10 protein-coding genes and 3 tRNA genes are annotated in these 13013 nt (G+C 58.6%); all 13 read left to right on the top strand.

The genetic code is table 11. From position 1 onward, the window contains the following. The first annotated feature begins 118 nt into the window (after positions 1-118). The 13 genes from ACPV0M_RS08075 to rpoC all read left to right on the top strand — a co-directional run bounded on the left by ACPV0M_RS08075 (position 119) and on the right by rpoC (position 12987). Positions 119-194 (top strand) — tRNA-Met (locus ACPV0M_RS08075). Positions 195-207: 13 nt separating this feature from the next. Then, positions 208-283, top strand: a tRNA-Thr gene (locus tag ACPV0M_RS08070). Positions 284-290: 7 nt separating this feature from the next. Beyond that, positions 291-366 (top strand) — tRNA-Met (locus ACPV0M_RS08065). A gap of 234 nt (positions 367-600) precedes the next feature. After that, complete coding sequence (gene tuf, locus ACPV0M_RS08060; protein WP_425620151.1) at positions 601-1803, top strand: elongation factor Tu; 1203 nt, start codon at positions 601-603, stop codon at positions 1801-1803. Between the two features lie 201 nt (positions 1804-2004). Further along, positions 2005-2154, top strand: a complete 150-nt coding sequence (gene rpmG / locus ACPV0M_RS08055; RefSeq protein ID WP_425620150.1) for a 50S ribosomal protein L33 — start codon at positions 2005-2007, stop codon at positions 2152-2154. 8 nt (positions 2155-2162) lie between these two features. Then, the gene (gene secE / locus ACPV0M_RS08050) at positions 2163-2543 is read left to right on the top strand and encodes a preprotein translocase subunit SecE (RefSeq protein WP_425620149.1); all 381 of its coding nucleotides are present in this window, start codon (positions 2163-2165) and stop codon (positions 2541-2543) included. A gap of 200 nt (positions 2544-2743) precedes the next feature. Continuing rightward, on the top strand, positions 2744-3217 hold the full coding sequence (nusG, locus tag ACPV0M_RS08045) for a transcription termination/antitermination protein NusG (RefSeq protein WP_425622165.1): 474 nt from the start codon (positions 2744-2746) through the stop codon (positions 3215-3217). A gap of 12 nt (positions 3218-3229) precedes the next feature. Further along, the gene (rplK, locus tag ACPV0M_RS08040; RefSeq protein ID WP_425620148.1) at positions 3230-3655 is read left to right on the top strand and encodes a 50S ribosomal protein L11; all 426 of its coding nucleotides are present in this window, start codon (positions 3230-3232) and stop codon (positions 3653-3655) included. A gap of 219 nt (positions 3656-3874) precedes the next feature. Next, complete coding sequence (rplA, locus tag ACPV0M_RS08035) at positions 3875-4570, top strand: 50S ribosomal protein L1 (RefSeq protein ID WP_425620147.1); 696 nt, start codon at positions 3875-3877, stop codon at positions 4568-4570. A gap of 174 nt (positions 4571-4744) precedes the next feature. Then, the gene (gene rplJ, locus ACPV0M_RS08030) at positions 4745-5284 is read left to right on the top strand and encodes a 50S ribosomal protein L10 (protein ID WP_425620146.1); all 540 of its coding nucleotides are present in this window, start codon (positions 4745-4747) and stop codon (positions 5282-5284) included. Between the two features lie 40 nt (positions 5285-5324). Then, positions 5325-5711: a 50S ribosomal protein L7/L12 gene (rplL, locus tag ACPV0M_RS08025; RefSeq protein WP_425622164.1), complete on the top strand. Its 387-nt coding sequence runs from the start codon at positions 5325-5327 to the stop codon at positions 5709-5711. Positions 5712-5952: 241 nt separating this feature from the next. Continuing rightward, a complete protein-coding gene (rpoB, locus tag ACPV0M_RS08020; RefSeq protein ID WP_425620145.1) occupies positions 5953-9492 on the top strand; it encodes a DNA-directed RNA polymerase subunit beta in 3540 nt (1179 codons plus the stop codon). A 12-nt stretch (positions 9493-9504) separates the two neighbouring features. Next, positions 9505-12987, top strand: coding sequence for a DNA-directed RNA polymerase subunit beta' (gene rpoC, locus ACPV0M_RS08015; RefSeq protein ID WP_425620144.1), 3483 nt, complete (start codon positions 9505-9507; stop codon positions 12985-12987). Positions 12988-13013 lie beyond the last annotated feature (26 nt).

The following is a 13013-nucleotide window of genomic DNA, read 5'->3' as shown; positions in this document are numbered from 1 at the left end:
GCGGCGATCAGGAATCTGTGGTATGCTGTTTCTTGCGGCTGCCGTGATCAGGGCGGCCGGCGCGTTAAGGGTTCTTGCATTCGACATCCTGACTGTGGTATATTTGATTCGTTAACATCGCGGGGTGGAGCAGCCGGTAGCTCGTCGGGCTCATAACCCGAAGGTCGTTGGTTCAAATCCAACCCCCGCAACCAATATTAAAATCAAGCCCATATAGCTCAGTAGGCAGAGCGTATCCTTGGTAAGGATAAGGTCGGCGGTTCGATCCCGCCTATGGGCTCCATTTTTTCGGCGGTGTAGCTCAGTTGGTAGAGCAAGCGGTTCATACCCGCTGCGCCGGGGGTTCGAGTCCCTCCACCGCTACCAGCGGTAACTAAGACGGCCTTGAGAGAACTCAAGGCTGTTTTATTTTTTGCGGCTCTGAGGAGAGCCCGATCCCTTTATAAAAACGTTTCTACAATAAGATTTCCGCTTGGAGATTTATCATCGTTTTTCATTGGCCAGAGAAGGAAATCGCATGCAGACCGCGAATAAACCAGTTGGCTTTCCGGGAAAAGTAAATTATAGCCAATTAACGGGCTTAAGGAGGTCTGTTTGTAAATGGCGAAAGCCAAATTTGTGCGCACCAAGCCCCACGTAAACATTGGAACCATCGGTCACGTCGACCACGGCAAGACCACCCTGACGGCGGCGATCACCCTGATCCTGTCCAAGTACGGTCAGGCCACCTACAAAAAGTATGACGAAATCGACGCGGCGCCGGAAGAAAAGGCCCGCGGCATCACCATTAACACCGCCCACGTCGAATACGAGACCGCCAAGCGCCACTACGCGCACGTCGACTGCCCCGGGCACGCCGACTACATCAAAAACATGATCACCGGCGCGGCCCAGATGGACGGCGCCATCCTCGTCGTTTCCGCCGCCGACGGTCCCATGCCGCAGACCAGAGAGCACATCCTTCTGGCCCGCCAGGTTGCCGTGCCTTCCATCGTCGTCTTCCTGAACAAGGCCGACATGGTCGACGACCCCGAACTTCTCGAACTCGTCGAAATGGAAGTCAGGGAACTCTTGAGCAACTACGAATTTCCCGGTGACGACACGCCCGTCATCGCCGGTTCGGCTTTAAAAGCCCTTGAATGCGGCTGCGGCAAAAACGAATGCGACGCCTGCGCCCCCATCCTCAAGCTCATGGACGCCGTCGACGAATTCATTCCCACCCCCGAGCGCGACGTCGACAAGCCCTTCCTCATGCCCGTGGAAGACGTCTTCTCCATCACCGGGCGCGGCACCGTCGGCACCGGCAGGGTCGAGCGCGGCAGGGTCAAGACCGGCGACGAAGTCGAGATCGTCGGCTTCATGGAGAAACCGCGCAAGACCGTCGTGACCGGCGTGGAAATGTTCCGTAAAATCCTGGACGAAGCCGTGGCAGGCGACAACGTAGGTTTGTTGCTCAGAGGCGTCGACCGCAAAGAACTCGAGCGCGGTCAAGTCCTGGCGAAGCCGGGGAGCATCAAGCCCCTCACCGAGTTTTCGGCCGAGGTTTACGTCCTGACCAAGGAAGAGGGCGGGCGGCACACCCCGTTCTTCAACGGCTACCGTCCCCAGTTTTACTTCCGGACCACCGACGTCACCGGCGTCATCAAGCTGCCGGAGGGCGTGGAGATGGTCATGCCGGGCGACAACATCCGGGTGGACATCACCTTGATCACGCCGATCGCCATCGAGGAAGGTTTGCGTTTCGCCATTCGCGAGGGCGGCCGGACCGTTGGTGCCGGTGTCGTCACGGCCGTGAAACAATAAAGCACTAAGCATTGCAGCGTTAAGTATCAGGATTATCAGAAGGAATTTGGCACAGGCCAAATTCCTTCTGTCCCCTCAATTTCCGACTTCTGACGTCTGGTGTCCGACGTCTTTCTTGACATCTCCCAACGGGTGTGGTAAAGTCAATTCGTAAATTTTGGGGGATTGGTCCTTTTTTTAGTTTTGGGAGGTGTTTTACTTATGCGCGTGGATGTTACGCTTGCCTGTTCGCAGTGCAAACGGCGTAATTATATTACGACCAAGAACAAGAAGAGCGATCCCGGCCGCATCGAACTCAAGAAGTATTGCCGGTGGTGCGGCACCCATACGCCACATAAAGAAACAAAGTAGGTCTTACAATGGCAATTGACAAGAAATCGAAGGAAGACAGCAAGGCTAAGAAGGCGCCGGTCAAGACAGACGGGAAGGCTGCAGGGAAAGACCCGCAGGAAGAACGGAAACCGAGAAAACCTTTGATCTTCAAAAAGGACAACAAGGTTTCCGCGAAAGACCCGAAGAGAGAGGTTACCTCCAATAAAAGGAAGGCTAACCTCAACTTTTTGACTGTCAGGCGCTTCTTCGAAGAGGTCGTCAGAGAGCTAAAGAAGGTTCACTGGCCCACCCGCCGCGAGGTCGTCATCTATACCTCCGTGGTGCTCGTGTCTGTAACCCTGGTCGGCATCGTCATCTGGATTTTCGATTCCATCCTCAGCCAGGTCCTGGGACTTATCATCCGCTAAAAAAGAGGTCCGAAGCCTGAGGCCGGAGGTTCGGTTTTTGCGGATTCATCGAGTCCGACGGCTGACGACTGACGACCGTTTTATTAAGGGGGTGCGAGGTCCGGGCGTTGCTATCTTAACCAGCGCTCGTCCTCCGCTTTGTGAAGCAGTGGTTCGTGGTACATACCTATTCCGGGTATGAGAACAAGGTCAAGGCCAACATGGAGAAGCGCATCGAATCCATGAATATGGCCGACAAGATCTTCCGGATTGTCGTCCCCGTGGAAGACGAGATCGAGATCAAGGACGGCAAGCGTAAGATATCAAAGCGTAAGATCTTTCCTGGCTACGTCCTGGTCGAGATGATCATGTCCGATGACGCTTACCGGGTGGTGAGAAACACCCCGGGAGTGACGGGCTTTGTAGGGAGCACCGGCGTCGGGTCCAAACCCGTACCCCTGACGGAAGACGAGGCGGCGGCGATCATCAGGCAGATGGTTGGAGAGGAGCCGCGCTTTCGTATCGACGTCGCTGTCGGCGAGAAGGTGAGGGTTACCTCCGGCCCCTTTGAAAGTTTCATCGGGACCGTGGAAGAGGTAAACCACGAAAAAGGCAAGATCCGGGTGACCATCTCCATGTTCGGCCGTGAAACGCCGATTGAACTGGAGTATTTCCAGGTTGAGAAAATAGGGTAAGGAGGTGACGGTATGGCAAAAAAGGTAGCGGCAATAGTTAAGTTGCAGATTCCTGCGGGTAAGGCCACCCCGGCACCCCCGGTCGGTCCCGCACTCGGGCAGCACGGCGTTAATATCATGGCCTTTGTCAAAGAATATAACGACCGGACTGCAGCTCAGGCAGGATTGATCATTCCTGTCGAGATCACTATTTATGAAGACAGGAGCTTCAGTTTTGTAACCAAGACACCGCCGGCTTCGGTGCTGCTGAAGAAGGCGGCGGGTATCGAGACGGGTTCGGGCGAGCCCAACAAGAAAAAAGTCGGTAAGGTAACGCGTGCCAAGATTCGCGAGATTGCCGAACTGAAAATGCCCGACCTCAACGCCGCCTCTGTCGAAGCGGCCGAACGCATGATCGAGGGCACAGCCCGTAGTATGGGCATTACTATCGAAGAGTAGTAGCTTAGTTGTAAGTCGTAAGTCGTAGGACAGAAGAGAGTTCGCTTCCAGGTTGTTTTAGAACCCAACGTCCGATTTCCGAGCGACCGACCAGCGAATAGTACAGGAATTCTCGTCAGAGAATTCCTTCGAGCCCGACGACGGGCGACTGACGACTGACGACCGAATATGTGGGAGGGGTTTGGAAAACCCCGACTAACCACAAGGAGGATTTCACCAATGCCGAGACACGGTAAGAAGTATCTGGAAGCAAAGAAACAGGTCAACCGCGAAGCTGCTCTGGATCCGATGGAAGCCCTTGAAACAGTGAAGAAACTCGCTCCGGCCAAGTTTGACGAGACGGTGGAAGCGGCGGTACGGCTGGGGGTAGACCCCAGGCACGCTGACCAGCAGGTCCGCGGCGCGGTCGTTCTGCCCCACGGCACCGGGAAAACCCGTAAGGTGCTGGTTTTCGCCAAGGGCGAGAAGGCCAAGGAAGCCGAGAACGCCGGCGCTGACTTTGTGGGCGCCGAAGATCTCATCGCCCAGATCCAGGGGGGCTGGTTTGATTTCGACGTCGCCATTGCCACCCCCGATATGATGGGTATGGTCGGTAAGATCGGCCGTCTGCTGGGCCCCAGGGGCTTGATGCCCAACCCCAAGACGGGCACGGTTACTTTCGATATCGAGCGTGCGGTAAAGGAGGTCAAGGCCGGTAAGATTTCTTACCGCGTCGACAAGGCGGGTAACATCCACGCCCCGATCGGAAAGGTCTCTTTCGAGACCGAAAAGCTGTATGAAAACCTCAAGGCGTTGATGGACGCGCTGATCCGGGCCAAGCCCGCTGCTGCAAAGGGACAGTACGTCAGGGGAGTTACAGTTTCCTCCACGATGGGTCCCGGTGTCCGGATTAACGCCCTGAAGCTCACTCAGTAAAGGCTTTTACTCGAACTGAATATGAAAGCTCCAAGCTGCAGACCGCTGGTGTCAGTCGACATAATGGCTTTCAGGCCGCCAGCCGAGGCTTGTCAGGGTTATATAGGCCCCTGCATGTCCATTGTTCTGCAGGGGCTTTCATATTTTGAATCTCAGGTTAAGGGAGGTGCAGCGATGGCGTTACGCAGGGAAGAAAAGGTTGCTCGGGTAAACAAGCTGAAGGACAAGATGTCCCGCGCCAGGGTTATGGTCCTGTCCGAGTACAGGGGTCTGAATGTTGCCGTGATGACCAGCTTGCGGCGCAAGATCCGCGAGTCCGGCGGCCAGATGCAGGTGTCCAAGAACACCCTGGCCCGGATCGCGGCGCGTGAAGTCGGCATTGAGGGTCTCGACGACAAGCTTCGCGGACCGATTGCCATCACCTACGGTTACGACGACCCGGTGACGGTGGTCAAAGCCATCACCCAGTTCCAGAAAGACTATGCCAAAACGGCGCCTTTTGAGATCATCGGCGGCGTGATCGAGGGCAAGTATGTCGACGGCACGGGGGTCAAAAGGGTCGCCGACCTGCCGCCGCGCGAGGTCTTGTTGGCCCAGGTCGTCGGTGCGATGCAGGCTCCGATCGCCGGTCTCGTCAATGTCCTGCAGGGGAATATCCGCAACTTTGTCTATGTCCTTGAGGCCGTCCGGAAGCAGAAAGCAGGCGAAGCTTAAACGTTGGATAATGTAAAATACTCTGAGGAGGTAACACATGATGTCTAAGGTAAACGAAGTCCTTGAAATCGTTAAGGGCATGACCGTTCTCGAACTCGCCGACCTGGTTAAGGCCATGGAAGAGGAATTCGGCGTTTCCGCCGCCGCGCCCGTAGCCGCCGTTGCCGCTGCCCCGGCCGCTGCCGCCGCTGCGCCGGCCGCCGAGGAGGAGGAGCAGACCGAATTCGACGTCATCCTCGAGGCCGTCGGAGCCGAGAAGATCAAGGTCATCAAGGTTGTCCGCGAGATCACCGGCCTTGGCCTGAAGGAAGCCAAGGACCTGGTCGACGGCGCGCCGAAGCCCGTCAAGGAAAAGGTCAACAAGGAAGAGGCCGAGGCCATCAAGGCCAAGCTCACCGAGGTCGGCGCCAGCGTCAAGATCAAGTAGTTTGTTAAACAACCCCGCCGGAACAGCGGAAGGAACGCTTTAATACACCCCGGTTCAGCTTTCCCCCGGGGTGTATTTTATCTTGACGGGGGAAATTTTATATGATAACATCATAAGGCATGTGTGCCTGCAGAATTTCTTTGGTGAACTGGGTAATAATACATGGATAGGTTTTTGGCGAAAAAGCGAGGTAATTTTTGGTAACCTTGCTTTTAGTATTTACTTTGCAGGGGGTTGAGGGATGCCAGCCACAAAGCCAAAGGAACGTGTGGTTTTCGGTAAGCTGCGTGAGGCCCTTGACTTGCCGGACCTTGTCGCCACACAGAAAAACTCTTACCGGTGGTTCTTGGACAAGGGTCTGCGCGAGGTTTTTCAAGATATTTCCCCAATCCAAGATTTTACCGGCAACCTGGTCCTGGAGTTTCTCGACTACACTCTGGGTGAGCCGAAGTATTCGGTACAGGAGTGCAAGGACCGGGACGTAACCTATGCTGCACCGCTGCGCGTCAAAGTCCGCCTGATCAACCGTGAGACAGGCGAAGTCAAGGAACAGGACGTTTTCATGGGCGATTTTCCGCTCATGACCGACAAGGGTACCTTCATTATTAATGGCGCGGAGAGAGTGATCGTCAGCCAATTGGTTCGTTCCCCCGGTGTCTATTTCGGGGCGACCCCTGACCCCAACGGCAAACTTATCTACACCGCCACTATTATTCCCAACCGCGGGGCATGGCTTGAATTTGAAAGTGACGCTCTCGACCACATCTGGGTGCGCGTCGACCGCACGCGCAAGATCCCGGTCACCGTGCTTATCCGTGCCCTGGGGTACAGTTCCAAGACGCAGATCCTGGAACTGTTCGACAACTACAAGAGCATCCAGGAAACGCTTTCCAAGGACAACACCGAGAACCAGGAAGAGGCCCTCGTCGAAATCTACAAGCGCCTGCGGCCGGGCGAGCCCCCCACGGCCGACAGCGCGCGCGCCCTTATCGAAACATTATTCTTCGATCCCAAGCGCTATGACTTGGCTCCGGTAGGGCGGTACAAGCTGTTTAAGAAGCTGAAGCACGGGGTTCTCTACCGGTATGGCGAGAACACGGCCAAAACCGAGTTTGACCCGTACCTGCGGCAGGAAGTTCCCGTGGACCGTGATTTTATCCGGGAACTGACCAAGGAAGACATCGTGGCCGCCGTCCGCTACATGATCAACCTTATGCAGGGCGAAGGCCGCGCCGACGACATCGACCACTTGGGAAACAGGCGCCTCCGTTCGGTCGGCGAGCTTCTGCAGAACCAGTTCCGTATCGGCCTGGCGCGTATGGAGCGCGTGGTCCGGGAACGCATGACGATCCAGGATGTCGAGGTCATTACACCCCAGGTTTTGATCAATATCAGGCCGGTCGTCGCCGCCATCAAGGAATTTTTCGGTTCGAGCCAGCTGTCCCAGTTCATGGACCAGACCAACCCGCTGGCCGAGCTGACCCACAAGCGGCGCCTCTCGGCGTTGGGCCCCGGAGGCCTGTCCAGGGAACGCGCCGGGTTTGAGGTCCGTGACGTCCACCATTCCCACTACGGCCGCGTCTGCCCTATTGAGACCCCTGAAGGTCCCAACATCGGCCTGATCGGCTCGCTTACCACGTACGCGCGCGTTAACGAGTTCGGCTTTATCGAGACGCCCTACCGCAAGGTGGACAAGGAAAAGGGGCGTGTCACCGACGAGATCGTCTACATGACGGCTGACGAAGAAGAGGAGTACGTGATCGGCCAGGCCAACGTCGAGCTGGACGAGGAAGGGCGTTTCCTCACCAAGACCGTCAATGCCCGTTATCGCGGGGAGATCATGGTGGCCCCCGCAGACAGGATAGACTTTGTCGACGTTTCGCCCAAGCAGGTCTTCAGCGTCGGCACCTCGCTTATCCCGTTCCTCGAACACGACGACGCCAACCGTGCCCTGATGGGCGCGAACATGCAGCGCCAGGCCGTGCCCTTGATCAACGCCGAAGCGCCGCTGATTGGGACAGGCATCGAGGCCAAGGCCGCTTACGACTCCGGCGTCGTAATCATCGCGGACAACGACGGAGTTGTCGAACGCGTCACGGCCACCACCATCAAGATCCGGACGGACAGCGGCAACGTCGACACCTACCGCCTGATGAAGTTCGCCCGTTCCAACCAGGGAACGTGCCTGAACCAGAAACCGATCGTGCACGCCAACCAGCGCGTCAGGAAAGGCCAGGTGATCGCGGACGGCCCGTGCACCGACCACGGCGAACTCGCCCTGGGACGAAACGTGCTGGTGGCCTTCATGCCCTGGGAGGGCTACAACTACGAGGACGCCATCCTGGTCAGTGAAAAGCTGTCTAAAGAAGATATGTACACCTCGATTCACATCGAGGAATACGAATGCGACGCCCGTGACACCAAGCTGGGTCCCGAAGAAATCACCAGGGACATCCCCAACGTCGGCGAGGAGGCCCTCAAGGACCTGGACGAGCGAGGCATTATCCGCGTGGGCGCCGAGGTGCGTCCGGGGGATATCCTGGTCGGTAAGGTGACCCCCAAGGGCGAAACCGAACTGACGGCGGAGGAGCGTCTCTTACGGGCCATCTTCGGGGAAAAGGCCCGCGAGGTGCGCGACACCAGCCTGCGCGTCCCCCACGGGGAGTCGGGCAAGGTCGTCGACGTTAAGGTTTTCTCGCGGGAAAACGGCGACGAGCTGCCGCCCGGCGTCAACCAGCTTGTGCGAGTCTACGTGGCCCAAAAACGCAAGCTTTCTGAGGGCGATAAGATGGCCGGCCGTCACGGCAACAAGGGCGTCATCGCCCGCATTATGCCCGAAGAGGATATGCCCTTCCTGCCTGACGGTACGCCGGTCGACATTGTGCTGAACCCGCTGGGCGTGCCCTCCCGCATGAACATCGGGCAGGTGCTGGAAGCCCACCTCGGCTGGGCCGCCCATGCCCTGGGGTACAATATCGCCACGCCGGTCTTCAACGGCGCCGTGGAGTCGGACATCAAAGAGACCCTCCAGCGCGTGGGTCTTCCCCCCGAGGGCAAGATCACCCTTTATGACGGGCGAACGGGCGAGGCTTTCGACAACCCCATCACGGTGGGGTACCTCTACATGCTCAAGCTGGCCCACCTTGTTGACGACAAGATTCACGCCCGTTCCACCGGGCCGTACTCGCTGGTTACGCAGCAGCCGCTGGGCGGCAAGGCGCAGTTCGGCGGCCAGAGGTTCGGCGAGATGGAGGTCTGGGCGCTGGAGGCCTACGGCGCCGCCTATACCTTGCAGGAGATCCTGACGGTGAAATCGGACGATGTCGTCGGGCGTGTTAGGACGTACGAAGCCATCGTTAAGGGCGAAAACGTGCCTGAACCGGGCGTTCCGGAATCCTTCAAGGTCCTCATCAAGGAGCTGCAGAGCCTGGCCCTGGACGTCAAGGTCTTGGCCGAAGACGACCGCGAGGTGGAAATCCGCGAGGTCGAGGAGGACATCGCCGAGACCAGCAAGGAGCTCGACTTTGATTTCCGCGGCGTGGCCGAGCCTGACGGGGCGGCCGGCGAGGATGAGGACGACGCCGGCGAGGACCTTGACCTCGGCGTGGACGCCGGCGAGGAGGAAGAGGACGAAGAAACCTACGATGAACTCAGGGAATACGGTGAAGACAACGAGAACCCCGAAGACGAAGAAGACTTGGACGAGGGGGCGTTAGACGAATTGGAGGAGGGCGAAGCCGAGGATGACGATATCCCTCTAGAAGACGACGAACGATATTAGGAGGGAGCGCACGTGCCGGAACTCACCAATTTTGATCGTATCCGCATCGGATTAGCTTCACCTGAACATATCCGCGCCTGGTCGCACGGCGAGGTTAAGAAGCCTGAGACAATCAATTACCGGACCCTGAAGCCCGAACGGGACGGGCTCTTTTGCGAGCGCATTTTCGGTCCCACCAGGGACTGGGAGTGTCACTGCGGCAAATACAAGCGTGTGCGTTACAAGGGCGTCATCTGCGACCGCTGCGGGGTGGAGGTCACCCGTTCAAGGGTCAGGCGCGAGCGTCTCGGGCACATCGAACTGGCGGCGCCGGTTTCGCACATCTGGTACTTCAAGGGCATCCCTTCGCGGATGGGCCTTTTGCTGGATATGTCCCCGCGCGCCCTGGAGAAGGTTTTGTATTTTGTTTCTTACATTGTCACCGATCCTGGGGACACCCCTCTGATCAAGAAACAACTACTGACCGAGCAGGAATACCGGGAGTATCGCGAAAAGTACGGCAATGCCTTCAAGGCGGGCATGGGCGCCGAGGCCATCAAGTCGCTCCTCCAGGAGATCGATTTACAGACCCTGGCCCAGGAACTGCGCCAGGAGATCCGCGACGTGACTGGCCAAAGGCGGATCAGGGCCATTCGCCGCCTGGAAGTGGTCGAGGCTTTCCGGAAGTCGCACAACCGCCCCGAGTGGATGATCCTGGATGTTCTTCCTGTCATCCCGCCGGAGCTCAGGCCTATGGTCCAGCTGGACGGCGGCCGGTTTGCCACGTCCGACCTCAACGACCTGTACCGGAGGGTCATTAACCGCAACAACCGCCTGAAGAGACTACTCGAGCTCGGCGCCCCGGACATCATCGTCCGCAACGAAAAGCGCATGCTCCAGGAGGCGGTTGACGCCCTGATTGACAACGGTCGGCGCGGCCGGCCGGTTACCGGGCCCGGGAACCGGCCCTTGAAATCCCTCTCCGACATGCTCAAAGGCAAGCAGGGCCGCTTCCGCCAGAACCTCCTGGGCAAGCGCGTGGACTATTCCGGCCGTTCGGTTATCGTCGTCGGCCCGACGCTCAAGCTGCACCAGTGCGGCCTGCCGAAGGAAATGGCCCTCGAACTGTTCAAGCCTTTTGTTATGAAGCGCCTTGTCGCCAGCGGCCTGGCCCACAACATCAAGAGCGCCAAGCGTATGGTGGAGCGCGTGCGGCCCGAGGTATGGGACGTCCTGGAAGAGGTCATCAAGGACCACCCGGTGCTGTTGAACCGTGCCCCGACTTTGCACCGCCTGGGTATCCAGGCTTTTGAGCCGGTCCTGGTCGAGGGGCGGGCCATCCAGATCCACCCTATGGTTTGTACAGCCTACAACGCCGACTTTGACGGCGACCAGATGGCCGTGCACGTTCCCCTGTCGGCCGAGGCCCAGGCAGAGGCGCGCCTTTTGATGCTCTCAACCAACAACATCCTCAATCCCAAGGACGGGCGACCGGTAACCGTGCCCACGCAGGATATGGTCCTGGGCATCTATTACTTGACCATTGAAAGACCCGGCGCGTCCGGTGAGGGCAAGGCGTTCAAGGATCCTGAGGAAGCCGTGCTGGCTTACGACAGCGGCGCGGTATCCCTGCAAGCCAGGGTGAGGGTACGGATGCCCGACGATGAAACCGTGAACTACGACGTGCGCGGGCAGATGCTCGAAACCACCGTGGGCAGGATCATCTTCAATTCCATCCTTCCCAAGGACCTTCCGTACATCAACAAGATCGCCGACAAGAAGGTCCTGGCCAAGGTTGTCGACAAGTGTTACCGTAAGCTGGGATATGCTGAAACCGCCGAATTTCTCGACGGCGTCAAGTCGTTGGGCTTCCGCTTCGCGACCCGCGCGGGGATGACCATCGGCGTCGAAGACATCGTGATCCCCGAGAAGAAGAGCCGGATTCTGCAGGAAACCGAGAAACGCGTGGAGACCGTCGAGGAGCAGTTCCGCCGCGGCTTAATTACGGCCGACGAGCGCTACCGCAAGGTCATCGGCGCCTGGAACGAGGCCACCGAGACTGTGACGAAGGAACTCCTGGACACGCTTGACCGCTTCAACCCGGTTTACATGATGGCCACCTCGGGCGCCCGCGGCAACATCCAGCAGATCAGGCAGCTCGCCGGCATGCGCGGATTGATGGCCGACCCTTCCGGCCGGATCATCGACCTGCCGATCAAGGCCAGTTTCCGGGAGGGCCTTACCGTGCTGGAATACTTCATTTCCACGCACGGCGCCCGCAAGGGCCTGGCCGACACCGCCCTGCGCACCGCCGACTCCGGTTACCTGACGCGGCGGCTGGTCGACGTCGCGCAGGACGTCATCGTGCGCGAGGATGACTGCGGGACCGACGACTACATCGTGGTTTCCGAAATCAAGGACGGCTCGGAGGTCATCGAGCCTCTCGAAGACCGCATTATCGGCCGGTTTGCGGCGGAAGACATCGTCCATCCCGAGACCGGCAAGGTTATCGTACGAAAGAACGAAGAGATCAAGGACGACGCCGGCGAGCTGATCGTCAGCCTAGGCATCAAAAAGGTCAAGGTCCGTTCGTCCGTGACCTGCAAGACCCGCCACGGCGTCTGTCGCAAGTGCTATGGCCGTAACCTGGCCACCGGATACATCGTCGATATCGGCGAGGCTGTCGGCACGATTGCCGCCCAGTCGATCGGCGAACCCGGAACCCAGCTCACGATGCGCACCTTCCATACCGGCGGCGTCGCCGGCGAGGACATTACGCAGGGTCTGCCGCGCGTCGAGGAGCTTTTCGAAGCCCGGAGGCCCAAGGGGCAGGCCGTGGTCGCCGAGATCGGCGGGACGGTGGAGGTCCGCGAGCAGAAAGGGCGACGTGAGATCGAGATTACGAGCGCCAACGGCGAACGCATGCAGTACGCCGTTCCTTACGGGGCTCGCTTGAAGGTCAAGAGCGGGGACAGCGTCGAGGCCGGCGACGAGCTTACCGAGGGTTCGGTAAACCCGCACGACTTGCTGAAGATTAAAGGACCGTGGGCCGTCCAGCTCTACCTGCTCCAGGAAGTGCAGAGGGTTTACCGGATGCAGGGCGTCGACATCAACGACAAGCATATCGAAATCGTGATCCGCCAGATGTTGCGCAAGGTTAAGGTCGAAGACGCTGGGGACACCGAGTTCCTGCCGGGCGGCCTGGTCGATATCCTGGACCTGGAGGAAGAGAACGCGCGCGTCGTAGCGAGGGGAGGCCGGCCCGCGACGACCAAGCCGGTGCTGTTGGGCATCACCAAGGCTTCGCTGGCCACCGACTCCTTCCTGTCGGCGGCTTCGTTCCAGGAGACGACCAGGGTGCTTACCGAGGCGGCGATCAAGGGCAAGGTCGACCCCCTGATCGGCCTGAAGGAAAACGTCATCATCGGCAAGCTTATTCCCGCGGGTACGGGCATGACGCGCTATCGCAACCTGGAGGTGATGGCGGAATCCGACGAGTTGCAAATTCCGCAGTAATAAGTTGACAAACGGAGTTCCACGGT

Origin of the sequence: Desulfosceptrum tomskiensis, from assembly GCF_049818055.1 — a bacterium.
Lineage (GTDB): Bacteria > Bacillota > Desulfotomaculia > Desulfotomaculales > JASEER01 > JBFLVT01.
This window is presented reverse-complemented; position numbering and strand designations above follow the sequence as displayed.

What these genes read in the sequence shown, in the direction of transcription:
- tuf (WP_425620151.1), top strand. Translation starts at nt 601, where the DNA reads ATGGCGAAAGCCAAATTTGTGCGCACCAAGCCCCACGTAAACATTGGA.
- rpmG (WP_425620150.1), top strand. Translation starts at nt 2,005, where the DNA reads ATGCGCGTGGATGTTACGCTTGCCTGTTCGCAGTGCAAACGGCGTAAT.
- secE (WP_425620149.1), top strand. Translation starts at nt 2,163, where the DNA reads ATGGCAATTGACAAGAAATCGAAGGAAGACAGCAAGGCTAAGAAGGCG.
- nusG (WP_425622165.1), top strand. Translation starts at nt 2,744, where the DNA reads ATGGAGAAGCGCATCGAATCCATGAATATGGCCGACAAGATCTTCCGG.
- rplK (WP_425620148.1), top strand. Translation starts at nt 3,230, where the DNA reads ATGGCAAAAAAGGTAGCGGCAATAGTTAAGTTGCAGATTCCTGCGGGT.
- rplA (WP_425620147.1), top strand. Translation starts at nt 3,875, where the DNA reads ATGCCGAGACACGGTAAGAAGTATCTGGAAGCAAAGAAACAGGTCAAC.
- rplJ (WP_425620146.1), top strand. Translation starts at nt 4,745, where the DNA reads ATGGCGTTACGCAGGGAAGAAAAGGTTGCTCGGGTAAACAAGCTGAAG.
- rplL (WP_425622164.1), top strand. Translation starts at nt 5,325, where the DNA reads ATGTCTAAGGTAAACGAAGTCCTTGAAATCGTTAAGGGCATGACCGTT.
- rpoB (WP_425620145.1), top strand. Translation starts at nt 5,953, where the DNA reads ATGCCAGCCACAAAGCCAAAGGAACGTGTGGTTTTCGGTAAGCTGCGT.